The sequence below is a fragment of the Pseudonocardia sp. 73-21 genome, assembly GCF_001899645.1.
In the GTDB taxonomy this organism is placed as follows: Bacteria; Actinomycetota; Actinomycetes; order Mycobacteriales; family Pseudonocardiaceae; genus Pseudonocardia.
Genome location: NZ_MKVV01000075.1, coordinates 38,387 through 60,718 on the forward strand (window position 1 = coordinate 38,387; position 22,332 = coordinate 60,718).

At 72.0% G+C, this 22,332-nt stretch carries 21 protein-coding genes; 14 read left to right on the forward strand and 7 right to left on the reverse strand.

Annotated elements, in window-relative coordinates; all coding sequences use genetic code 11:
- Positions 1-141: 141 nt before the first annotated feature.
- Positions 142-624: a GNAT family N-acetyltransferase gene (locus tag BGP03_RS23705; RefSeq protein ID WP_296367297.1), complete on the forward strand. Its 483-nt coding sequence runs from the start codon at positions 142-144 to the stop codon at positions 622-624.
- On the opposite strand, the gene BGP03_RS23710 is transcribed toward BGP03_RS23705, so the two are convergent.
- Positions 625-873: a molybdopterin-dependent oxidoreductase gene (locus BGP03_RS23710; RefSeq protein WP_296367295.1), complete on the reverse strand. Its 249-nt coding sequence runs from the start codon at positions 871-873 to the stop codon at positions 625-627.
- 785 nt (positions 874-1,658) lie between these two features.
- Between BGP03_RS23710 and BGP03_RS23715 the strand changes: the two genes are divergently transcribed.
- The 6 genes from BGP03_RS23715 (at position 1,659) to BGP03_RS23740 (ending at position 7,076) form a co-directional block, all read left to right on the forward strand.
- Complete coding sequence (locus BGP03_RS23715) at positions 1,659-1,895, forward strand: hypothetical protein (protein ID WP_141279019.1); 237 nt, start codon at positions 1,659-1,661, stop codon at positions 1,893-1,895.
- 109 nt (positions 1,896-2,004) lie between these two features.
- Positions 2,005-2,982, forward strand: a complete 978-nt coding sequence (gene deoC, locus BGP03_RS23720; RefSeq protein WP_296367294.1) for a deoxyribose-phosphate aldolase — start codon at positions 2,005-2,007, stop codon at positions 2,980-2,982.
- Positions 2,982-4,430 carry an aldehyde dehydrogenase family protein gene (locus tag BGP03_RS23725; protein ID WP_296367292.1) on the forward strand — a complete coding sequence of 483 codons (1,449 nt, stop codon included), beginning with the start codon at positions 2,982-2,984 and terminating at the stop codon, positions 4,428-4,430. Before deoC ends, BGP03_RS23725 begins: the two co-directional genes overlap by 1 nt.
- 141 nt (positions 4,431-4,571) lie before the next feature.
- A complete protein-coding gene (locus BGP03_RS23730; RefSeq protein ID WP_296367290.1) occupies positions 4,572-4,922 on the forward strand; it encodes an SAM-dependent methyltransferase in 351 nt (116 codons plus the stop codon).
- Positions 4,919-5,803: an aldehyde dehydrogenase family protein gene (locus tag BGP03_RS23735; RefSeq protein WP_298797504.1), complete on the forward strand. Its 885-nt coding sequence runs from the start codon at positions 4,919-4,921 to the stop codon at positions 5,801-5,803. The genes BGP03_RS23730 and BGP03_RS23735 overlap by 4 nt, the downstream gene beginning before the upstream one ends.
- Positions 5,804-5,837: 34 nt before the next feature.
- The gene (locus BGP03_RS23740; protein ID WP_298797506.1) at positions 5,838-7,076 is read left to right on the forward strand and encodes a primosomal protein; all 1,239 of its coding nucleotides are present in this window, start codon (positions 5,838-5,840) and stop codon (positions 7,074-7,076) included.
- 55 nt (positions 7,077-7,131) lie between these two features.
- On the opposite strand, the gene BGP03_RS23745 is transcribed toward BGP03_RS23740, so the two are convergent.
- A complete protein-coding gene (locus tag BGP03_RS23745) occupies positions 7,132-8,229 on the reverse strand; it encodes an adenosine deaminase (RefSeq protein ID WP_296367285.1) in 1,098 nt (365 codons plus the stop codon).
- Between the two features lie 138 nt (positions 8,230-8,367).
- On the opposite strand from BGP03_RS23745, the gene BGP03_RS23750 reads away from it, so the two are divergent.
- Complete coding sequence (locus BGP03_RS23750) at positions 8,368-9,423, forward strand: PA containing protein (protein ID WP_296367283.1); 1,056 nt, start codon at positions 8,368-8,370, stop codon at positions 9,421-9,423.
- Between the two features lie 464 nt (positions 9,424-9,887).
- On the opposite strand, the gene BGP03_RS23755 is transcribed toward BGP03_RS23750, so the two are convergent.
- The 3 genes from BGP03_RS23755 to BGP03_RS23765 are packed head-to-tail and all read right to left on the reverse strand — an operon-like array spanning position 9,888 to position 12,723.
- The gene (locus BGP03_RS23755; RefSeq protein ID WP_299737537.1) at positions 9,888-11,165 is read right to left on the reverse strand and encodes a thymidine phosphorylase; all 1,278 of its coding nucleotides are present in this window, start codon (positions 11,163-11,165) and stop codon (positions 9,888-9,890) included.
- 50 nt (positions 11,166-11,215) lie between these two features.
- Complete coding sequence (locus BGP03_RS23760) at positions 11,216-11,611, reverse strand: cytidine deaminase (RefSeq protein ID WP_298797516.1); 396 nt, start codon at positions 11,609-11,611, stop codon at positions 11,216-11,218.
- Positions 11,612-11,619: 8 nt separating this feature from the next.
- A complete protein-coding gene (locus BGP03_RS23765; protein WP_296367279.1) occupies positions 11,620-12,723 on the reverse strand; it encodes a BMP family ABC transporter substrate-binding protein in 1,104 nt (367 codons plus the stop codon).
- Between the two features lie 253 nt (positions 12,724-12,976).
- Between BGP03_RS23765 and BGP03_RS23770 the strand changes: the two genes are divergently transcribed.
- The 6 genes from BGP03_RS23770 (at position 12,977) to BGP03_RS23795 (ending at position 20,045) form a co-directional block, all read left to right on the forward strand.
- A complete protein-coding gene (locus BGP03_RS23770; RefSeq protein ID WP_296367277.1) occupies positions 12,977-14,050 on the forward strand; it encodes a BMP family ABC transporter substrate-binding protein in 1,074 nt (357 codons plus the stop codon).
- 93 nt (positions 14,051-14,143) lie between these two features.
- Positions 14,144-15,682, forward strand: a complete 1,539-nt coding sequence (locus tag BGP03_RS23775; protein WP_296367275.1) for an ABC transporter ATP-binding protein — start codon at positions 14,144-14,146, stop codon at positions 15,680-15,682.
- Positions 15,672-16,940, forward strand: a complete 1,269-nt coding sequence (locus BGP03_RS23780; protein ID WP_296367273.1) for an ABC transporter permease — start codon at positions 15,672-15,674, stop codon at positions 16,938-16,940. The genes BGP03_RS23775 and BGP03_RS23780 overlap by 11 nt, the downstream gene beginning before the upstream one ends.
- 70 nt (positions 16,941-17,010) lie before the next feature.
- Positions 17,011-18,318 carry an ABC transporter permease gene (locus tag BGP03_RS23785; protein WP_296367271.1) on the forward strand — a complete coding sequence of 436 codons (1,308 nt, stop codon included), beginning with the start codon at positions 17,011-17,013 and terminating at the stop codon, positions 18,316-18,318.
- 2 nt (positions 18,319-18,320) lie between these two features.
- On the forward strand, positions 18,321-18,773 hold the full coding sequence (locus BGP03_RS23790) for an SRPBCC family protein (RefSeq protein WP_298800200.1): 453 nt from the start codon (positions 18,321-18,323) through the stop codon (positions 18,771-18,773).
- A 117-nt stretch (positions 18,774-18,890) separates the two neighbouring features.
- Positions 18,891-20,045 (forward strand): serine hydrolase, encoded by a 1,155-nt coding sequence (locus tag BGP03_RS23795; protein ID WP_298800199.1) that lies wholly within the window; start codon positions 18,891-18,893, stop codon positions 20,043-20,045.
- A gap of 169 nt (positions 20,046-20,214) precedes the next feature.
- Here the strand turns inward: BGP03_RS23795 and BGP03_RS23800 are convergent, their stop codons facing one another.
- A complete protein-coding gene (locus tag BGP03_RS23800) occupies positions 20,215-21,288 on the reverse strand; it encodes a YhjD/YihY/BrkB family envelope integrity protein (RefSeq protein WP_296367265.1) in 1,074 nt (357 codons plus the stop codon).
- A 9-nt stretch (positions 21,289-21,297) separates the two neighbouring features.
- The gene (trpS, locus tag BGP03_RS23805) at positions 21,298-22,308 is read right to left on the reverse strand and encodes a tryptophan--tRNA ligase (protein WP_296367263.1); all 1,011 of its coding nucleotides are present in this window, start codon (positions 22,306-22,308) and stop codon (positions 21,298-21,300) included.
- Positions 22,309-22,332 lie beyond the last annotated feature (24 nt).

Below are 22,332 nucleotides of genomic sequence, written 5' to 3' on the forward strand. Positions count from 1 at the left end.
CGTCGAGCGCGACACCACGGTGGTGGTCCGATCGGGAGATGGCCACACCGACGCGCGCTCGGCAGGGATGGGCTCGACAGGGATGAGCACGACAGGGAATGGGCTCGACCGCGGGCCGTCGGGCAGGGCAGGGTCGCCGCCGTGATCCTCCGTGACGCCACCCCCGACGACTGGGCCGCGATCTGGCCGTTCCTGCACGACATCGTCGCGGCCGGCGAGACCTACACGCTGCCCCGCGACCTGGACGAGGAGCAGGCGCGGGCCCTGTGGATGAGCGCGGCGCGCACGGTGGTGGCCACCGACGACGACGGGACGGTCCTGGGCACCGCGAAGTTCGGCCCCAACCACCTCGGTCCCGCCTCCCACATCGCCAACGCGAGCTTCATGGTCGCCCCGGCGGCCGCGGGGCGGGGCGTGGGCCGGGCGCTGGGCGAGCACGTCGTGGAGCAGGCGAGGGTCGACGGCTACCGTTCGATGCAGTTCAACGCCGTGGTCTCGACGAACACCCGCGCCGTGGCGCTGTGGCGGTCGCTGGGGTTCGCGGTGATCGCCACGCTTCCCGAGGGCTACCGGCACGCGACGCTCGGCTACGTGGACCTCCACATCATGTTCCGCACCCTCTGACTACTGCAGCGGGAGCGGCGGCTGCCACCACCACGGTTCGTCGGTGGTCTCGATCGCCACCACCCACTTCACCCACCAGAAACCGCGCCGCCCCGGGACCACGAGCCGCGCCGGGCCACCGTGGCCGGCCGAGAGCGGGCGCCCGGCCGCCGAGGTGGCGAGCAGGAGCGGGGAGCCCGCAGCGTGGTCTGCGGCCGCGCGTCGAGCGCGGCGAGATCGAGGACGTTCCCGGGTAGCCGCAGCCGCCACTGCGCCGCGGCCAGCACGGGCACGGGATCGAACAGCCAGTTCGTGACGGGCATGCCGGCCGGGTCACCGGACCCGACCTGGTGGGAACCGGTGAACCGCCGCTCCCGGCCCGGCGCCACCGTCCACAGCACCGCCGCGGCCGCCACCACGCCCGCGCCCCGCAGCGCCACCCGCCGGTCCACATCCGTGCGCCGCAGCAGCGGGCGCCACCCCGAACCCGCGCCGCGGCCCCCAACGCCGCCGCGGGACGGCGCACGTCGGTGGTGGTGGTGCATCACCACGTGCCCGACCAGCAGCGCCACGGCCACCAGCGCCGCCCCGACGTGGATCTGCATCGGCAGCAGCCCGAGGTACGGACGGAAGCCCCCGATCGCGTGCAGCAGCCCGCTGCCGACCGCCAGCCCCACGCTCACCGTGAACGCCAGACTGATCACCTTCCGCGACCGGCCGGGCCGTCGCAGCCCCCGACGGGCGATCCGGACCTTCGCCGGAACGAGCACGAGCAGCCCGAGTCCGGACGCGCCGTGCACGGCGACGACCCCTCCCGAGAAGGGCTCGGCACCGACGAGGAACGCGAGCCCGCCACTGGCCGTGGTGATCACTAAGAGTGCCAGGAGCGTCACGTTGACCGGGCGGATCCACCGGTTCATGCGCGCACCGTCCCGAAATCCGTACCAACAGTGATCATCAGCGACGTTCACCCTGACCCGAACGGGTGGTCTGTCGCAAACAGTGTCACGCCGGAGGCCCCGCCGACGCTGTACTACTGACAAGGAGGTGATCCGGTGCCGGAGAACACGACTTCTGACGAGGCGACGCTGGTCGCTGCAGCAGAGAAGCTCACGCAGTGCGACGGATACGTTGTGCTGGCTGTGGACCCACAGACCGGAGAGGTCGACGCCCACGGGCCGTTCGACGGTCTCACGGCGACCATCAAGGCCGACCAGTTGCGGCGCGACTTCGACCGCGGCGGTCTGGAGGACGTCACGGTGGGCGTCGTCCGTCTGCACAGCTCCACCTGATTCATCCCGCCCGACCCCCCGTACGCCTCCGCCCGCCGCACCTCCCGCGCGGCGGGCGGCGCGCTGTCCGGGGTCGTTTCCGGGGCCGGAACGCGTAGTCTCGGCGTCCGTGACCACGACCGTTCCCGCCCCGCGCACCACAGGCGAGCGGGGTGCACCCCTCGCCGACGTCGGCCGCGACGAGGCGTCGCTGCGCCGCTTCCTGCACGGCCTCCCCGGCGTGGACCAGGTCGGGCTCGAACGGCGCTCCGCCACGCTCGCCACCCGCAGCATCAAGGCCGACTCCAAGATGCGCGCCATCGACATGGCCGTCTCGATGATCGACCTCACCACCCTCGAGGGCGCTGACACCCCCGGCAAGGTGCGGTCGCTGTGCGCCCAGGCGATGCGGCCCGATCCCGAGTACCCCGACGTGCCCGCCGTCGCCGCGGTCTGCGTCTACCCCGACCTCGCCGGGGTCGCGGTCGAGCGGCTCGCGGGCAGCTCCGTCGGCGTCGCCGCCGTGGCCACCGCGTTCCCGTCGGGCCGTTCCTCGCTCGCGGTGAAGCTGGCCGACACCGCGCTCGCCGTGGACGCCGGCGCGTCCGAGATCGACATGGTGATCGACCGCGGCGCGTTCCTCACCGGCAACTACGGCCTCGTGTACGACGAGATCGTCGCGGTGAAGCAGGCCTGCGGCCCGGCGCACCTCAAGGTCATCCTGGAGACGGGCGAGCTCGCCGGCTACGACGACGTCCGGCGCGCGTCCTGGCTCGCGCTGCTGGCCGGCGCCGACGTCATCAAGACCTCCACCGGCAAGATCTCCCCCGCCGCCACGCTCCCGGTCGTGCAGCTGATGCTGCTGGCCGTCCGCGACTGGCACCGTCTCACCGGCGAGCACCGCGGGGTGAAGGCCGCGGGCGGCATCCGCTCGGCCAAGGACGCGATCAAGCACCTCGTGGCCGTCAACGAGGTGGCGGGCCCGGACTGGCTCACGCCCGCGCTGTTCCGGTTCGGCGCGTCGTCCCTGTTGAACGACCTGCTGCGCCAGCGCCGCACCCAGCTCGAGGGCCACTACGTGGGCGCCTCCTACATCGGAAGTGCCTGATGGAGCCCTGGACCTACTCCCCCGCCCGCGAGAACGCCGCGCTGGCGAACCTGCAGCCGAGCTACCGGCCCTTCGTCGACGGCCGGTTCGTCGACGGCGACGGTGAGCCGCTCAAGACGGTCAACCCCGCCACGGAGGAGGTGCTGGCCGAGGTCGGCACCGCGTCCACGTCCGATGTGGACCGTGCCGTCGCCGCCGCCCGGCGTGCGTTCGAGACGACCTGGGGCCCGATGCCCGGCGCCGAGCGCGCCAAGTACCTGTTCCGGATCGCGCGCATCGTGGCCGAGCGCAGCCGCGAGCTCGCCGTGCTGGAGACCCTCGACAACGGCAAGCCGATCCGCGAGTCCCGTGACGTCGACGTGCCCACGGCCGCCGCGCACCTGTTCCATCACGCGGGCTGGGCCGACAAGCTGGGCCACGCGGGGTACGGCCCCGGGGTGGGTGGGAACGGGCCCCCGCCGCTGGGCGTGGTCGGCGCCGTGATCCCGTGGAACTTCCCGCTGCTCATGGCCGTCTGGAAGATCGCACCCGCGCTGGCGGCCGGCAACACGATCGTCCTCAAGCCCGCCGAGACCACCCCGCTGACGGCGCTCGTGCTGGCCCAGATCGCGGCCGAGGCCGGCCTCCCGGCGGGGGTGCTCAACGTGCTGCCCGGTGCGGGTGACATCGGCTCCGCGCTCGTCGGCCACGACGGTCTGGACAAGGTCGCCTTCACCGGCTCCACCGACGTCGGCAAGGAGATCCAACGCCGCCTCGCCGGCACCGGCCGCCGGCTCACCCTGGAGCTGGGCGGCAAGGCCGCCAACATCGTCTACGACGACGCGGCGCTCGACCAGGCCGTCGAGGGCGTCGTCGACGGCATCTTCTTCAACCAGGGCCACGTCTGCTGCGCGGGATCGCGGCTGCTGGTGCAGGAGTCGATCGCCGAGGAGTTCGGGGAGCTGCTGCACGCCCGCGTCACGACGCTGCGTGTGGGCGACCCGCTGGACAAGAACACCGACGTCGGCGCGATCAACTCCCGCGCCCAGCTCGACCGCATCGTCGACCTGGCCGCGGCGGGCGACTCCGAGGGCGCGCAGCGCTGGACGAGCCCGTGCCCGCTGCCGGAGAAGGGCCTGTTCTTCCCGCCCACGGTGTTCTCCGGCGTCGAGCAGACGATGCGCGTGGCCCGCGAGGAGATCTTCGGCCCGGTGCTGTCGGTGCTCACCTTCCGCACGCCCGACGAGGCCGTCGCGAAAGCCAACAACACCCCCTACGGGCTGTCGGCCGGCGTGTGGACCGACAAGGGTTCCAAGGCGATGTGGACCGCGCAGCGGCTGCGGGCCGGGGTGGTCTGGACCAACACGTTCAACAAGTTCGACCCCACCTCGCCGTTCGGCGGCTACGCCGAGTCCGGCTTCGGCCGCGAGGGTGGCCGCATCGGTCTCGGGGCGTACCTCGACGCCTGATCCCGCTGACGCCCCCGACCTGGTCGGCTCCTCCCGTGCCCGAGCAGATCCGGACCGACCACACCGTCGCGGATCCCGCCCGGGTGTACGGCTACCTCCTCGGCGGCAAGGACCACTACGGGCCGGACCCCGCGCTCCCTCATGACCAGCACCCCGGAAGGCCGCACCGCGTTCGTCTGCGCGGACGCCCGGAACCCGCTGTCGGTCCTCGCCGACGCGCTGCCGGCCGGCAGCCACCTCACGATCAGCCACGCCACCGCCGACTTCGATCCCGACAGCGGGAGCAAGGCCGCGCGGGCCGCGGCGAGCGGCGGTATCGACTACCACAACCGCACCCTCGCCGAGGTGGAGCGCTACTTCGACGGGCTGGTGCTCGAGGAGCCCGGCGTCGTCCCGATGCTGGAGTGGCGGCCGGGCATCCGGCATCCGCGCCCCCGCAGCGTCTACTACTGGGTCGGGATGGACCGGAAACCCCTACGCTGGCCGCCGTGAGCCTCTCCCCCCCGGTCGACGGGCGCCTCGGCGTCGCCAAGACCTTCAAGCTCTACGTCGGTGGCGCGTTCCCGCGCTCGGAGTCGGGCCGCAGCTACCCCGTCTCCGACGCGAAGGGGCGGCTGCTCGCCCACGCCGCGCTGGCGTCGCGCAAGGATGTCCGCGACGCGGTGAGTGCCGCCGCGGGGGCCGGGAAGGGCTGGTCGGGCGCCACCGCCTACAACAAGGGCCAGGTGCTCTACCGCGTCGCGGAGATGCTGCAGGCCCGCCGCGAGGGTCTCGTCGACGACGTCGTGGCCGCCGAGGGGCTCACGCGCAAGCGCGCATCCACCCAGGTCGACGCCGCGATCGACCGCTGGGTCTGGTACGCCGGCTGGACCGACAAGATCAGCTCCGTGCTGGGCTCGGTCAACCCCGTGGCTGGCCCGTTCGTCAACTGGTCGGCGCCCGAGCCCACCGGCGTGGTCGGGGTGCTGGCACCGCAGGGCTCGTCGCTGCTCGGGCTCGTCGACGTGCTCGCGCCGGTGCTGGCCACCGGCTGCACCGCCGTCGTCGTGGCGTCGCAGGAGCGCCCGCTGCCCGCGGTCGGGCTGTCGGAGGTGTTGGCCACGTCCGACGTTCCCGGCGGCGTGGTCAACATCCTCACCGGCGCCACGGCCGAGCTCGCCCCGTGGCTGGCGGCCCACGCGGAGGTGCACGGGCTCGACCTGGCGGGCGCCCCGGCCGAGCTGGCCGTCGAGCTGGAACGGACGGCGGCCGACACCGTGAAGCGCGTGCTGCCCCGGCCGGCCACCGAGGCCGACCACACCCGGGTCCCGGGCACCGCGCGGCTGCGCGCCTGGAGCGAGATCAAGACGGTCTGGCACCCGGTCGGCCGCTGACCGCACTCTCAGCTCCGACGGCTACTCTCCCGCCGTGGCCAGCGACATCGTCCCGATCCAGCTCTCCCTCACGGAGGGCGACCTCGTCACGCTGTGGGCGCCGAAGTGGCGCGAGGACGGCGAGGAGTGGGAGGCGTTCCTCGGCGACGACGACTCGCTGTTCGCCTTCCCCGAGGTCACCCAGCTCGCCGCGTTCGTGCGCACCGAGGACGAGCACGACCTCGTCGACCACCCCGCGTGGTCCGTCGTGCCCGACCTCACCGTCGCCGAGCTGACCCCCGACGAGACCCAGCAGTACGACATCGTCGGCGTGCCCGAGCTCGTGGCCGAGGACGCCGACACCTGGACCATCGGCGAGCTGGCCGAGATCACCGACATGGTGCGGTCCATCGCCGACGTCTGCGAGCTCGACGTCGTCACCGAGGTGCTCGACTCCGCGCCCGCGTTCGGGCTGCTGCGCCAGGGCACGCTGCCGTTCGTCGGCCGGGAGGGCGCCCGGCTGTGGACCCAGCTCGTCGAGGTCGTCGCCGAGCGCTGGGACGACGTGATCGACGCCCTCGACGACATGGTCGACACCCCCGAGGTCGACGCCGCCGCGCTGGCCGCGGCGGAGAAGGAGGTGGCCGTCGCCGAGGAGAGCGCCACCGACGCGCCGGCCACCGTCGCCGCCGGGGACGACGACGAGGAGGACAACGACGACGTCCCGGCCGGCTTCTGGGAGGAGGTCGGCATCGACCCGATCCGGATCACCTCCGCGGACGGCGAGTACGTCACCCTGCGCTGCTACCTCGACGACGCGCCGGTCTTCCTGGGCACCGACGGCACCATCGAGGTCTTCGGCAGCGAGCGCGCGCTGGCCCGCTGGATCGGGGAGGACGGTCCGGAGGGCGGCTCGGAGGGCCACGACCTCGTCGCCGCGTCCACGTGGTCCGACGTCGTGGAGAAGGCCGGGGTGGGCGAGCTCGAGGTGGAGGTCGACGACCTCAACGCCTACACCCTCACCGGCCTCGCCGCCGACCTCGCCGCGGGCACCACCGCCGTCGACGGTGCGCAGCTGGAGCTGGCCACCGAGCTGCTGCTCGACGTGGGCGAGTGGGCGGGCGACGACGAGCCGCGGGAGGCGCTGGCCGACTCCCAGTCGCTGGGCTGGCTGGTGTCGTTCATCATCAAGCCCGACCCCACCCGACTGGCCCCCAGCCCGCCGTTCGAGGCGGAGTCGGCCCGCTTCGGTGAGCTCGTCGACGACCTGCAGGCGCGGCTGCACGTGCACTGACGTGCCCGTGCGCGGATAACGGTGTTCCCGCCCTGATATCCGCGCACGACCCCCGTCAGGCCTGCAGAGCGGCGTACCCCGGCTTGATCACGTCGTTGATCAGCGCGAGCCGCTCGTCGAAACCGAGGAACGCCGACTTCATCGCGTTCACCGTGAACCACTGCAGGTCCGACCAGTCGTAGCCGAACGTGTCCGCCAGCGCCGTCATCTCGCTGGTCATCGAGACGTCCGACATCAGACGGTTGTCGGTGTTCACCGTGACGCGGAAGCGCAGCCGCCGGAGCAGCCCGATCGGGTGCTCGGCCAGTGACGCGGCGGCACCGGTGTGCACGTTGGACGTCGGGCACATCTCCAGCGGGATCCGCATGTCCCGGACGTAGGCCGCCAGCAGGCCGAGCTTCGCGCTGCCGTCCTCGCCGATCGTGATGTCGTCGACGATGCGGACGCCGTGGCCCAGCCGGTCGGCGCCGCACCACTGCAGCGCCTCCCAGATCGACGGCAGCCCGAACGCCTCACCCGCGTGGATCGTGAAGTGGGCGTTCTGCTGGCGCAGGTACTCGAACGCGTCGAGGTGGCGGGTGGGCGGGAACCCGGCCTCGGCCCCGGCGATGTCGAAACCGCACACGCCGACGTCGCGGTAACGGACGGCGAGATCGGCGATCTCGCGCGAGCGCGCGGCGTGCCGCATGGCCGTCAGCAGGCAGCCCACCCGGATGCGGCGACCCTGCTCCGCGGCCAGCGCCGTACCGACGCGGAAGCCCTCCAGCACGGCCTCGACCACGGCGTCGAGCGCCAGACCCTGCTCCACGTGCAGCTCCGGCGCGAAGCGCACCTCGGCGTACACGACGCCGTCGGCCGCGAGGTCCTGTGCGCACTCGCTGGCCACCCGCACCAGGGCGTCCGCGGTCTGCATCACCGCGACCGTGTGCCCGAAACCCTCGAGGTAGCGCACCAGCGACCCCGAGTGCGACGCTGCGAGGAACCAGTGCCCCAACTCCGCAGCGTCCGTGCTCGGCAACGCGCCGTAACCACCTTCGGCCGCGAGCTCGATCACCGTGGCCGGGCGCAGGCCGCCGTCGAGATGGTCGTGCAGCAGCACCTTGGGGGCGTCGCGAATGGTCTCGGCGTTCAGGGGCACGGACACGTACGTCAAGGTAGAACACGGTGCCGGGCACTGCTCCGATCGGGGGTTTTCGGTCCGGGCGAGGTGCCGCGTAGGGGTGATCCACAACGCTCGCTACTCTCTGTGTGCCCAGAACCGTGTACGGCTCAGAGGAAGCTCCCCGCCGCCATGAGCAATGACTCACTCTCGTTCGACCGCATGCGCGGCATGCTGACCCGTGCCGCGGAGATCCGCGACAGCGAGCAGCAGCAGATCTTCGACTCGCTCGACGAGATCCACGCCCGCCTCGCCGCCCTCGATGCTCTGGGCACGGTACGCAAGCGCCTCACCGAACTGCCGGACCGCACCGAGGTCAGCGTCCTGGCCGAGCGCCTCGACGAGACCGTCGCGAAGCTCGACGCGCAGGACGCCACGCTCACGTCCGTGGCGCGCGCCATCGAGTCGCTGCCCGACAAGCTGGCCAGGCCCTTCGCCCAGCTCGACGGACGCCTCGACGGCATGGCCGGTCGCATGGAGGGCATCTCCGGCCGCATGGACGGGCTCGACGACCGCCTCGGCGGCCTGCACAAGCGGCTCGACGACCTCGACAACCGCCTCGACCGCCACGAGATGCGCCTCGACGCCATGCCGTCCTCGGTCGGCACGCCGATCAAGGAGCGCATCGACGGTGTGGAGCGTGCGGTCCGCGAGCAGCTCGACGCCGCCGTCCGGACAATGGACGAGTCCGGCGAGGGCGTGCGCAACCTGCTGGGCGACACCAGCATCGGCCTGCACCGCCGGCTGGAGGACCTCGCCGGCCGCCCGGCCGTCGACCCGACCGACCTGGCGTCCACCCTCGAGGCCGTCACCGCGCGGCTGGAGGCGCTGTCCACCCGGCTCGACGCGCTCGACGCGGGCGTCGGCAGCCGACTGGGCGAGCTCGGCGGCGCGATCGAGGAGAAGTTCGGCAAGGTCGACGCCGTGCTCTCCGACCGCCCCGACACCGACTCGATCACCAAGTTGGTGGAGCGCGCCAACCAGGACTCCGAGCAGCGCAACGCCAACCAGCTCGACGAGGCCATGGCCACGTTCGCCGAGCTGATCCTGGGCCGTGGCGCCCAGGTCCAGGCGCCCCCGCCGCCGCCCCGCCCGGCCGCCCGTCGCGGTCGCGCCAAGGTCGCGGTGAAGTCGTCCAACGGCCAGTCGGCCAGCGACACGGTCACCGACGACCCCGACGACGACTGAGCCCACCCCGTCCCCGACGAAGGCCCCGCGCACCGAGCGCGGGGCCTTCGTCGCGCAAGACCCCGCGGGTCGGGCCGCAGCCGAGCGCGAGTCGCGCCATCCGTGTGCGCGAGTCGGGTCCTGCGTGCGCGCGAGTCGGGCCCCGAATGCGCGAGTTCGCCGTCTCGCCGCGCGAGTCCGCCGGCTCGCCCCCGCCCCCGCCGGCGCCATGCGAGACGCCCGTGTGAACGCGGGCGCAGCGCGGCCCATGATCAGCAGTCGGGCGCAGAAGCGGCCAGATCTGGCCGAGAACGCGCCGAACCGCTGATCACACACCTCGAATCGCCCGATGGGACCGCGCCGTCGGCCCATCGTCCCCGCAGGACCGCGAACTCACGCCGCGAGATGACGAACTCGCCCACGGAGGGGACGGCTCGCCGCATCCACGCCCCGACTCGCGCGCACGGACGCCCCGACTCGCGGGGTTACGGGCGGATCGTGTCCAGGAGGAGGGGTGGGCGGGTCGGGGCTGCGTCCGTGACCGTCACGTCTCCCTCCAGGGCCGCTCGGGCGCCGGCCACCAGGTCGGGGGTGTCGGTGTGGAGTTCCAGAAGCGGCTGCCCGGCCTCGACCTTCTCCCCCGGATCGACGAGCAGCAGCACCCCGGCCCCGGCCTGCACGGCGTCCTCCTTGCGGGCGCGACCGGCGCCGAGCCGCCACGCCGCCACCCCGACGGCCAGCGCGTCGAACGCCACCACCCCGGACGCCGCGGCCACCATCTGCTCCACATGGGACGCCACCGGCAGGGGGGCCGCGGGGTCGCCGCCCTGGGCCGCGATCATCCGCTCCCACACGTCGTAGGCCGCCCCGGACGCGAGCACCTCCGCCGGGTCCACATCGGAGATCCCGGCGAGAGCGAGCATCTCCCGCGCCAGCGCCACGGTCAGCGCCACCACGTCGGCGGGCCCGCCGCCGCGAAGCACCTCGACCGACTCCGCCACCTCGAGAGCGTTGCCGACGGCCCGGCCCAGCGGCACGGACATGTCGGTGAGCAGCGCCGTCGTCGCCAGGCCGTGGGCGGTGCCGATGCGCACCATCGTCTCGGCCAGCTCGCGCGCGCGTGAAGGCGTCTTCATGAACGCCCCCGACCCGACCTTGACGTCGAGCACCAGTCCGCCGGTGCCCTCGGCGATCTTCTTGCTCATGATCGAGCTGGCGATCAGCGGGATCGACTCGACGGTGCCCGTGACGTCGCGCAGGGCGTAGAGCTTGCGGTCGGCCGGCGCGAGCGTCGGGGTGGTGGCGCAGATGACCGCGCCGACGTCGGCGAGCTGGGCCTCGATCTCCTCCAGCGACAGCGACGCGCGCCAGCCGGGGATCGACTCCAGCTTGTCGAGGGTGCCGCCGGTGTGGCCGAGCCCGCGCCCGGACAGCTGCGGCACCGCGGCCCCGCAGGCGGCCACGAGCGGCGCCAGCGGCAGGGTGATCTTGTCGCCGACCCCGCCCGTGGAGTGCTTGTCCACCAGCGGACGGCCGATGTCCCCGAACGACAGCACCTCGCCGGAGTCGATCATCGCCTGGGTCCAGCGGCTGATCTCGTCGGGTTCCATGCCGTTGAGCAGGATCGCCATCGCGAGCGACGCCATCTGCTCGTCGGCCACGTCGCCGCGGGTGTAGGCGGCGAGCACCCAGTCGATCTGCTCGTCGGACAGGCGCCCGCCGTCGCGCTTGGCGGTGATCACGTCGACAGCGCTGAAGCTCATGCGGTTCCTCCGGGAGGGGGTCGTGCGCGGATATCAGTGCGGGAACACCGTTATCCGCGCACGGGGGGTAGGTCGTCGGGGCCGAACGCGTCCGGGAGCACCTCGCGCAGCGGCGCCGGCCCGTGGGGCGTGTCGATCAGGCAGTCGGGCCCGCCGAACTCGTACAGCACCTGGCGGCAGCGGCCACAGGGCATCAGCAGCTCGCCGGTGCCCGAGCGGCACGCGACGGCGACGAACCGACCACCGCCGGTGAGCCGCAGCTGCCCGGCCATCGTGCACTCGGCGCACATGCCCAGGCCGTACGAGGCGTTCTCGACGTTGCACCCGGTGACGACGCGCCCGTCGTCGCAGACCGCCGCGGCGCCCACGTCGAGGTGGGAGTACGGCGCGTAGGCCGATCCGGCCGCCACGACCGCCGTCGCCCGCAGCGCTTCCCAGTCGATCATCAAGCTCCTCAGGAGGTGGGCGTGGTGGCGACCTTGATGGTGCCGTTGACGATGCCCGTCGCGTAGGCCACGAGGTACGGCTGGATGTCGTCGATCATGCCACCGGAGGTCGCGTAGCCGACGCCGCCGTCGCCCAGGTCGAACCGCAGCGGGATGGTCGAGAGATCGCCGGCGGCCACGGCGTTGATGTAGTCGTAGACGGCCGTGTCGATGCGCTTGAGCGCCGACGTCATGATCACCGGCCGGAACGGGGCGTAGCCGGGCGCGAGGTACTGGTCGGCGTCGACGCCGATGGCCCGCCTGCCCGCCGCCTGCGCCGCCTGGAACACACCCTTGCCCGACGCCCCCGCGGCGCCGTAGACGATGTCGGCGCCCCGGTCGTACTGGTCCTTCGCGAGCGACCGGGCCTTCTCGGGGTCGTTGAAGCCGCTGCGGTCGTCCGCCGGGCTCACGTACGCGACGTCCACCGTGATGTCCGGGGCCACGTACTTCGCGCCCTGCACGTAGCCGGCCTCGAACTTCTGGACGCCCGGCGTGCGGGCCCCGCCGACGAACCCGACGTGGCACGCGGTGGTCTTCAGCGCGGCGGCTGCCCCCACCAGGAACGAGCTCTGCTCCTCCGCGAAGACGAGCGGCGTGACGTTCGGCAGCACGACGGAGTCGTCGTCGACGATCGCGAACTTCACCGCCGGGTGCGCCGTGGCGGCCGCCCGCACCGCGGACGCATAGGTGGAGCCCACCGCGATGACGGGGTTGTAGCCGTCGGCCACGAGCTGGTCGAGCCGGGCGGCCGCCGCCGCGTCGCCCTCGCCGGTGGCCGCGGCGAGCTCGCGCGTGTCGGCCCGGACGAGGCCGAGCTGCGCGGCCGCGCGGTCGAGGCCCGCCGCGGCGGTGTCGCTGAACGAGCCGTCGCCGCGGCCACCGATGTCGTACGCGACACCCACGCGCAGCGCGGACGCATTCGACCGCGGGAGCGGCGGGGGCAGGGTCGGCGTGGTGCCCGCGCTGATCCCCTGCGGTGTGGGCCGTTTGGCGCAGGCCGTGCTGCCCTGCGGAGGCGGCCCGGCGCAGCCCGCCACCGCCAGCACGACGGCCAGTACGACGGCCGCCACGGCCCGGGCTCCACGTCCGGTCGGTACCGGGCTGCTCGACACCGGCTGGACGCTAGCGGACCGCCTCCCGCGGCCGCCCGGCGCCGGAGACCGCGCTACGCAGAGTGACGATCACTGGTCCGCAACGATCAGGTGACAACCGACGGAGCCCGATGACCACCCCCAGTTCGACCGTTAGCGTGGCCAATTCGGGCTCTACAGGCGGAGTCCGGGCGCCTTGTAGAGGAGAACTGTCTTGGCCGCTTCACGTGGAGTGACGATCGGAACCCTCGCGGTGGTGAGCGCGCTCGCGCTGGCCGCATGCGGGAGCAAGCCCGCCGACACCGGCGGTTCCACCTCCGCCTCGGGCGCCGCGGGTGCGGAGTTCACCGCGTGCATGGTCCTCGACACCGGCGGCGTCGACGACAAGTCGTTCAACCAGTCGTCGTACGCGGGCATGACCGCGGCGGCCGCGGCGAACCCGAACATCAAGGTCTCGTACGTGCCGTCCAACACGGCCAACGACTACACGCCGAACCTGCAGGCCGAGGTCAACAAGAAGTGCAGCACGGTCATCGCCGTGGGCGGGCTGATGGCCGACAACGTCAAGGCGGTCGCGGCGGCGAACCCGAAACAGCAGTTCGCCGAGGTCGACAGCTCGTCGGGAGCGCCGAACGTCTACGGCCTGCAGTTCAACACCGCCCAGGGCGGCTTCCTCGGCGGCTACCTCGCGGCGGGCATGTCGAAGACCGGCAAGGTCGCCACGTGGGGCGGGCTCAACATCCCGCCGGTCACGATCTACATGGACGGCTTCTGGGAGGGCGTGCAGTACTACAACGCCCAGAAGGGCAAGACCGTCCAGGTGCTCGGCTGGGACGAGAACAACCAGAAGGGCGGCACGTTCGCCGGTAGCTTCACCGACCAGAACAAGGGCAAGCAGATCAGCCAGACGTTCATCCAGCAGGGCGCCGACATCATCTTCCCGGTGGCCGGCGGTGCGGGCCTCGGAGCGGGCGCCGCGGCGCAGGGCTCCAACGGCGTGGCGAACGTCATCTGGGTGGACACCGACGGCTGCGTCTCGGCCGCGCAGTACTGCCAGTACTTCATCAGCAGCGTGACGAAGAACCTGACCGGCGCGGTGCAGACCTACCTCACCGCGGCCGCGGGCGGCACGTTCCCGACGGGCAACTACGTCGGTGACCTGAAGAACGACGGCACCGGCCTCGCACCGTACAACCAGTTCGAGTCGAAGGTCCCGGCCGAGCTGACCACCGAGATCAACCAGGTCAAGGCGGACATCATCTCGGGCAAGATCACCATCAAGTCGCCGAGCCAGCCGAAGAGCTGACGCAGGCGGGGCGACGACCGCCCGCGCGGGAGAGGTCTGTGGCACTCTCCCCGCGGGCGGTTTCGCTTGTCGAGGGGAAGGCTGGCACCACACGTGAAGCTCGAGCTCCGGGGCATCACCAAGCGGTTCGGCACGCTGACCGCCAACGACGCCGTCGACCTCGTCGTCGAGCCCGGCGAGATCCACGCGCTGCTCGGGGAGAACGGCGCGGGCAAGAGCACCCTGATGAACGTGCTCTACGGCCTCTACCGGCCCGACGAGGGCGAGATCCTCGTCGACGACGAGCCGGTCGTGTTCGACGGCCCGGGCGACGCGATGGCCGCCGGCATCGGCATGGTCCACCAGCACTTCATGCTCATCCCGGTGTTCACCGTCGCGGAGAACGTGATGCTGGGCCACGAGGAGACCCGCCGGATCGGCTTCCTCGACCGCCGCCGGGCCCGCAAGGACGTCGATGCGATCTCGAAGCGCTACAACCTCGAGGTCCCGGCGGACGCGCTGGTGGCCGACCTCCCCGTCGGCGTCCAGCAGCGCGTGGAGATCATCAAGGCGCTGAGCCGCGACGCGAGGGTGCTCATCCTCGACGAGCCCACCGCGGTGCTCACCCCGCAGGAGACCGACGACCTCATCCGCGTCATGCGCGCCCTGCGCGACGGCGGCACGTCGATCGTGTTCATCACCCACAAGCTCCGCGAGGTCCGCGAGGTCGCCGACAGGATCACCGTCATCCGGCGGGGCAAGGTCGTGGGCACCGCCGAGCCGTCCGCGTCCACGAACGAGCTGGCCTCACTGATGGTCGGGCGGCCCGTGCAGCTCACCGTCGACAAGGACGTCGCGACACCCCAGGACGTGGTGCTCGACGTCGCCGGGGTCACCGTGCTGGACGAGGCCGGCGTGGTGCTCGTCGACGACGTGTCGTTCCAGGTCCGGGGCGGTGAGATCTACGCGCTGGCCGGCGTCCAGGGCAACGGGCAGACCGAGCTCACCGAGGCGCTGGTCGGGCTCACCGCGCCCTCGGCGGGGGACATCGACGTGGCGGGGCAGCGCATCACGGGACGGGGAATCACGACGCTGTCCACCGACCAGATCCTCGATCTCGGTGTCGGGTACGTGCCCGAGGACCGCCTGCACGACGGGCTGGTCGGCGACTTCAGCGTGGCCGAGAACCTGGTGCTCGACCTGTTCGACAAACCGCCGTTCGCGTCCGGGATGGCGATGAACCTCGGGAAGATCGCGTCCAACGCCGAGGAGCGGGTGGCCGAGTTCGACGTGCGCACGTCGTCGCCGTCGGCGGCCGCGAACACGCTGTCGGGCGGCAACCAGCAGAAGGTCGTGCTGGCGCGGGAGATGTCGCGGCCCTTGAAGCTGCTGATCGTCGCCCAGCCGACGCGCGGACTCGACGTCGGCTCGATGGAGTTCGTGCACCGGCGGATCGTGGCCGAACGCGACCGCGGCGCCGCCGTCGTGCTGGTCTCCACCGAGCTGGACGAGGTGCTCGGGCTCGCCGACCGGATCGGCGTCATGTACCGGGGCCGGATCGCCGGCGAGGTCGGTGCGGGGGCCACGGCGGAGGAGATCGGCCTGCTGATGGCGGGTTCCACGAGCGAGGCAGGGCAGGACGATGACCACTGAGGTGACCGGGCCGCCGTCGAACGTCGAAGACGGGGACACGGGGGGCAGTCCGCCCGGCGCCCTCGGCCGCGCCGTGCGCGCCGTCCGCGACGGCAACACGCTGGTGATCACCCTGTTGGCGTTCGTGTGCGCGATCGTGGTCGGCGCGGTGCTGATCGTGATCGCCGACGAGGACACGCGCACGGCGGCGGGTTACTTCTTCGCCTATCCACCCGACATGCTGGGCGCGGCGTGGAACGCGGTCTCGTCCGGATACGCGGCGCTGTTCGAGGGGTCGGTGTTCAACCCCGACTCGCTCACCGCGGGTTCCACCATCGCGGTGCTGGGCCCGATCTCCGACACCCTGTTCAACGCGGCACCCCTGATCCTGGGCGGGCTGGCGGTCGGGCTCGCGTTCCGGGCCGGGCTGTTCAACATCGGCGGGCAGGGCCAGCTGATCGCCGGGGCCATCTGCGCGGGCTACGTCGGCTTCGCCTGGGACCTGCCGGTGGTGCTGCACCTGCTCGCCGCGCTGGTGGCGGGGGTCATCGGAGGCGCGGTCTGGGGCGGTATCGCGGGCTGGCTCAAGGCCCGCACCGGGGCCCACGAGGTGATCTCCACGATCATGCTCAACTACGTGGCCCTCTACCTCCTGTTCTACCTGCTCAGCGTGGGCGGGTTCCAGGCGGAGAACTCCAACCAGGCGATCTCGCGGCCCGTCGAGGAGAACGCCCGGCTGCCCCACCTGCTCGGCTCGAGCCTGTCGGTCAACGCGTCGCTGATCCTCGCCCTGCTCGCGGCGCTGGGGTGCTGGTGGCTGCTGACCCGTTCCACGCTCGGCTTCCGGCTGCGCGCCGTGGGCGCCAACCAGTTCGCGGCGCGGACCGCGGGCATGAGCGTCCCGAGCAGCTACATCACGGTGATGCTGCTGTCGGGCGCCCTGTCCGGGCTGGCCGGTTGCGCGCAGATCCTCGGCGGCAACAACCCGGCGCTCACCGGTGACGTCGACGCCAACATCGGCTTCGACGCGATCACCGTGGCGCTGCTCGGCCGGGCGAGCCCCGGGGGCACGGTGCTGGCCGGCATCCTGTTCGGCGGGCTGCGCGCGGGCGCGGTCAAGATGCAGTCCGACACCGGCATCCCCACCGAGATCGTGCAGGTCATCCAGTCGGTCATCGTGCTGTTCATCGCCGCCCCGTCGCTGATCCGGGCGATCTTCCGGCTGCGCGAGACGCGCGGCGGCGGCGTCACCACGCTCGCGAAGGGGTGGAACGGGTGAGTGGGCTTGCGAACGAACAATTGACGCAGCACCTCGGCCAGAGCCGACCGAGCGGCAGCGAGGGAGTGCGATGACAACCATCGCTCCCGAGGAGGAACTCGTCGTCATCCGGCCCGTCGTGGCGCTCGGCGTGCCGCTGCGCTCCCGGCTGATCGCGGGCATCACGGTGGTGGTGGCCGGCCTGGTCTGCGTGCTGGCCTGGGGCCTGGGCGCCAACCCCGGCAGCGCCGACTTCTCGCTGACCGCCGCGGGCGACACGTTCGCGATCCCCGACCTGAAGCTGCCCGCCGCGGGCACGGCGATCGTGCTCGGCGTCATCGTGATCGCGCTGGGGCTGTTCCACGCGGTCCGCGGGTTCAGCAAGCGGCAGATGCGCTGGGTCCTCCTCGTCGTCCTGCTGCTGTTCGTGATCGCGTTCCTGTGCTGGGCCAGCACCGGCAGCCCCGGCAACCCGCTCAACATCCCCGGGTTGCTGCAGAACACGTTGCTGCTGGCCACACCACTCATCCTGGGCGCGCTGGCCGGCATCCTGTGCGAGCGCACCGGTGTGATCAACGTGGCCATCGAGGGCCAGTTCCTCGCCGGCGCGTTCGCGGGTGCACTGGGGGCGTCGGTGGCCCACAGCCTGGGCGTCGGCGTGATCTCCGGGATGGTCGCGGGCGGCCTCATGGGCGCGCTGCTCGCCGTCTTCGCGATCAAGTACGTGGTGAACCAGGTCGTGCTGGGCGTGGTGATCAACGCGTTCGCGCTGGGGATCACCGGGTTCGGCTACGACGCGCTGATGCAGTCCGACCCGTCCGCGTACAACGAGCCGGGCTTCTTCGCGCCGATCCGGATCCCGGTCCTCGCCGACATCCCCGTGATCGGCCAGCTGTTCTTCAACGTCAACATCATCGTCTACATGACGTACATCCTGATCATCGTCATCGACGTGGCGCTGTTCCGCACGCGATGGGGACTGCGGACGCGGGCGGTCGGCGAGCACCCGAAGGCCGCCGACACCGTCGGGATCAAGGTGCTCCGCACCCGCTACCGCAACGTGATCATGGGCGGCGTCGTGGCCGGGCTGGGCGGCGCGTTCCTGACCATCGGCGCCATCGGCGGGTTCACCAAGGACATCTCCTCGGGCAAGGGCTTCATCGCGTTGGCCGCGGTGATCTTCGGCAAGTGGAGCCCGCGCGGCGCGATCGGGGCGGCCCTGCTGTTCGGCTTCGCCGACGCCCTGCAGAGCCTGCTGTCGGTGGCCGGCACCCCGGTGCCCATCCCGTCCAACTTCCTGCTCATGCTTCCCTATCTCGCAACGCTCTTCGCGGTGGCCGGGCTCGTGGGCCGGGTCCAGGCCCCGGCCGCCGACGGAGAGCCCTACGTGAAGGGCTGAGGATGAACGAGGCGGTCGTGACGATCGACGCCACTCCCGAGCGGGTCTGGGAGCTGGTCACGGACATCACGAAGATGGGCGAGTGGAGTCCGGAGAACACCGGTGGCCGCTGGATCAGCGGCACGGGCCCGGCGGTCGGCGCCCGGTTCATCGGCTTCAACGCCCACGGCTGGCTGCGCTGGCCCACCCGCTGCCGGGTGGTGGAGTGCGAACGGCCGTCGCGGTTCGCGTTCACGGTGGCCGAGAGCGCGATGACGTGGGGCTGGCGCCTCGAGCCCGACGGCGCCGGCACCCGCCTGACCCAGTGGCGCGAGCACACCTCCACGCCGAACATCGCGGTGAAGGCGCTCGTGGCCAGCGGGATCCTGGGCAAGGACCGCGAGACCCTGATGGTCGACGGCATGCACCGCACCCTGGCCCGCCTGAAGGCCCACGCGGAGAGCACAAGGGTCTGACCCACCCCGGCGAGTCGGCGGTTCCGAGCCCGCGAGTCGGCGGTTCCGAGCCCGCGAGTCGGCGCTTTCGGGTCGTCGTGGCGTGAGTTCGCCCGCCGGCGTAGCTAGGGTTCGGGGATGTCGGCCGTGGGGGCGTGGGCGTCGGTGGTGGCGCTCGTCGCCGCGTTGACCGCGCCGGTGGCCGGCGCCACCGGGTGCGCGGGGCAGCAGGTGCCCTCGCCACCGGCCGCGCGGGAGGAGACCGGTGTCGCACCGGCGCCCCTCCCGTGGCCCGTCGCACCCGTCGGCGGGACGGCGATGGGGGCCTGCGGCGACGTCGGCCCCGCCGCACCGCCCACCGTCACCGTCGCGTCCTACGTCGTGGCCGATCTCGACACCGGTGCCGTCCTGGCCGCCCGCGCGCCCCACGAGCGGCAGCGCCCGGCGTCGACGTTGAAGATCCTGACGTCGCTGGTGGTCCTGCGGAAGCTCGACCCCGACCGGGTCGTCGACGGCACCGCGACGGACCTGCGGATCGACGGCAGCAAGGTCGGGGTCGGGCCGGGTGGGCACTACACCGTCCGTCAGCTGCTGCAGGGGCTGCTGCTGAACTCCGGCAACGACGCCGCCGAGGCGCTGGCCCGCGCGATGGGCGGCGACGCGGCCACCGTCACCGCGATGGCCGACGCGGCGAAGGGGCTCGGGGCGCTCGACACGCGGCCCGCCACACCGTCCGGACTCGACGGGCCGGGGATGGCGACGTCGGCCTACGACCTCGCGCTGGTGTTCCGGGCGGCGATGCGCGAGCCGTTGTTCGCGTCCACCATCGCCACCCGCCAGGTGCCGTTCCCCGGCTACGGCGACCATCCCGGCTTCGTCGTCTCGAACACCGACCAGTTCCTGCCGAACTACCCGGGCGCGATCGCCGGTAAGTCCGGGTTCACCGACGGCGCACGGCACACGCTCGTGGTGGCCGCGCAGCGCGGTGGGCACCGGCTGCTGGCGGTGCTGGTCCGGGGCGAGCAGCGGCCCGTCCCGATGTGGAAGCAGGCCGCCGCACTGCTGGACCAGGCGTTCGCGCTGCCGGCCGGGACGGCGCCGGTCGGGACACTGGTGGACGGGCCACCCCCGGCGACGACGGTGCCCGCCGCCGCCCCCGCCGCGGCAGCAACCCCGCCGTCGACGGCGGGCGGCACGGACTGGCTGGGGCCGGTCGGAGGAGGAGCCGCCGGGGTGGTCGTCGTGGGGCTGGGCGCGCTGGTCGTCGTGGCCCGGCGCCGTCCCCGGGGCTGACATCGTGGGGAGAACGGCGAACTCACCGCGTGGAAGCGGCGACCTCGCGGGGTGAGATGGCGAACCCGCCGAGTCGGATCGGTCTACGTGCGCGCACCCACAGCCCGACTCGCGCGCACGTAGACCCCGACTCGCGCGCATCCACACCCCGACTCGCGGGGTTTGTGCGTCAGCGGCGGCGGCCCAGGAGAAAGCGGCCGCCCAGCAGCCCGCCGACCAGGCCCGCACCCAGGAGGCCGGCCGCCGTGCCGCCGCTCGGGCCCGAGCGCACCACCAGCTCCGAGTGGATCACCGCCGGCCCCGGGACCTCCACCGGCTCCTCGTGCTCGTTCTCCCGCGACGTGGCCGCCCACGCCGTGACGAAGAGGATGAAGCGCGAGGCGAAGAACGCGAAGACGAGCAGACCGATGAACGGGCCGATGATCTTTCCCGCCGGCGACCCCGTGACCGTCGACAGGTACACGACCATCACCTGCTTGAGCACCTCGAACCCGACCGCGCCCAGCACCGCCGCCTTGGCCGCACTGCGCAGCGTCGCGTGCTCGCGGGGCAGGCGGGCGATCACCCACAGGAAGATCAGCCAGTTGGCCACCAGGCCGAGCACGACGCCCAGCACCCCGAGGAGGACCTTCGCCCACGTCTGCTCCGAGAGCCCGACGAACTCGAGGACCGACGTGGCGAATCCCGACGCCAGCCCGGTGATCGCGAACGAGCCGACCATCGCGATCCCGAGGCCGACCAGGGTGAGCAGGTCGAACAGCGTCTTCTTCAGGATCGGCGGGGCGGTCGGGACCTGACCCCACTGCTCCGACAGGGCCTCCCGCAGGTTCGACATCCAGCCGATCCCGGTGTAGATCGCACCGAGCAGACCGAAGATCCCGATCGTGTTCCGGGACTTCGTGGCCTCCGCGATGATCGGGTTGATGATCGTGTCGAGGCCGGCGGGCAGGTTCTTGCTGATGCCCGCCTGGAGCTGGTCGATCAGGTCGGGCTGCAGGAACAGCACGTAGCCCAGCGCGGCCACCGCCACCAGGATCAGCGGGAACAGCGCCAGCACGCTGAAGTACGTGACGGCCGCGGCGTAGTGGTCGCCGTGCCGCTCGGTGTAGCGCGCACCCGCTCGCACGAGGTGGTCGAGCCACTCGTAGCGGTCCCGGAACTGCTGGAACTTCGACGGCTCGGCGGGCTTCTCCGCCGCCTTCGCACGCACCTCGTCGGCGTCCCTGTCCACAACGGCGGTCATACCCATCCCTCAGATCGTCGGCGGAAGGAAGCCGATCTTGTCGTGGACGGCGGCCAAAGTCGCGCTGGAGACCTCACGCGCCCGGGTGGCGCCCTTGGCCAGCACCCGGTCGAGCTCGGCCGGGTCGTCCATGTAGCCGCGTACCCGTTCCGCGAGCGGAGTAGTGAACTCCGCGACGATCTCGGCGAGATCCTTCTTCAGGTCGCCGTAGCCCTTGCCCGCGTACTCGGCCTCCAGCTCGGAGATCTTCCGGTCGGTGAGCGCCGCGTAGATCGTCAGCAGGTTGGAGACGCCCGCCTTGGCCTCGGGGTCGAAGCGGATCTCCCGCTCGGCGTCGGTGACGGCCGAGCGGATCTTCTTCGCGCTGACCTTCGGGTCGTCGAGCAGGTTGACGATGCCGGCGGGGCTGGAGCTGGACTTGCTCATCTTCGCCGTGGGGTCCTGCAGGTCCTGGATCTTCGCGGTGCCGGCGAGGATGTAGGGCTCGGGCACGGTGAGCGTCTTCCCGAACCGGGAGTTGAAGCGCTGCGCGAGATCGCGCGTGAGCTCGACGTGCTGGCGCTGGTCCTCGCCGACGGGCACCCGGTCGGCGTGGTAGAGCAGGATGTCGGCGGCCTGCAGGATCGGGTAGGTGAACAGCCCGACGGTGCTGCGGTCGGTCTGCTGCTTGGCCGACTTGTCCTTGAACTGCGTCATCCGGCTGGCCTCGCCGAAGCCGGTCAGGCAGCCGAGCACCCACTCCAGCTGCGCGTGCTCGGGCACGTGCGACTGCACGAACACCGTGCAGCGCCCGGGATCCAGCCCCAGCGCGAGGAGCTGCGCGACGCCGTTGCGGGTGCGGTCGGCGAGCGTCTTCGGGTCGTGCTCGACGGTGATCGCGTGCAGGTCGGGCACGAAGTAGAACGCGTCGTGGTCGTCCTGCAGGGCCACCCATTGCCGCACCGCGCCCAGGTAGTTGCCGAGGTGGAACGAGTCGGCGGTCGGCTGGATGCCGGAGAGAACCCTGGGGCGGTCGGTCATGGGGTGATTCTTCCAGTCGTCCAC

What these genes read in the sequence shown, in the direction of transcription:
- BGP03_RS23785 (WP_296367271.1), top strand. Translation starts at nt 17,011, where the DNA reads ATGACAACCATCGCTCCCGAGGAGGAACTCGTCGTCATCCGGCCCGTC.
- BGP03_RS23790 (WP_298800200.1), top strand. Translation starts at nt 18,321, where the DNA reads ATGAACGAGGCGGTCGTGACGATCGACGCCACTCCCGAGCGGGTCTGG.
- BGP03_RS23780 (WP_296367273.1), top strand. Translation starts at nt 15,672, where the DNA reads ATGACCACTGAGGTGACCGGGCCGCCGTCGAACGTCGAAGACGGGGAC.
- BGP03_RS23725 (WP_296367292.1), top strand. Translation starts at nt 2,982, where the DNA reads ATGGAGCCCTGGACCTACTCCCCCGCCCGCGAGAACGCCGCGCTGGCG.
- BGP03_RS23750 (WP_296367283.1), top strand. Translation starts at nt 8,368, where the DNA reads ATGAGCAATGACTCACTCTCGTTCGACCGCATGCGCGGCATGCTGACC.
- BGP03_RS23760 (WP_298797516.1), bottom strand. Translation starts at nt 11,611, where the DNA reads ATGATCGACTGGGAAGCGCTGCGGGCGACGGCGGTCGTGGCGGCCGGA.
- BGP03_RS23795 (WP_298800199.1), top strand. Translation starts at nt 18,891, where the DNA reads ATGTCGGCCGTGGGGGCGTGGGCGTCGGTGGTGGCGCTCGTCGCCGCG.
- BGP03_RS23800 (WP_296367265.1), bottom strand. Translation starts at nt 21,288, where the DNA reads ATGACCGCCGTTGTGGACAGGGACGCCGACGAGGTGCGTGCGAAGGCG.
- trpS (WP_296367263.1), bottom strand. Translation starts at nt 22,308, where the DNA reads ATGACCGACCGCCCCAGGGTTCTCTCCGGCATCCAGCCGACCGCCGAC.
- BGP03_RS23755 (WP_299737537.1), bottom strand. Translation starts at nt 11,165, where the DNA reads ATGAGCTTCAGCGCTGTCGACGTGATCACCGCCAAGCGCGACGGCGGG.
- BGP03_RS23730 (WP_296367290.1), top strand. Translation starts at nt 4,572, where the DNA reads ATGACCAGCACCCCGGAAGGCCGCACCGCGTTCGTCTGCGCGGACGCC.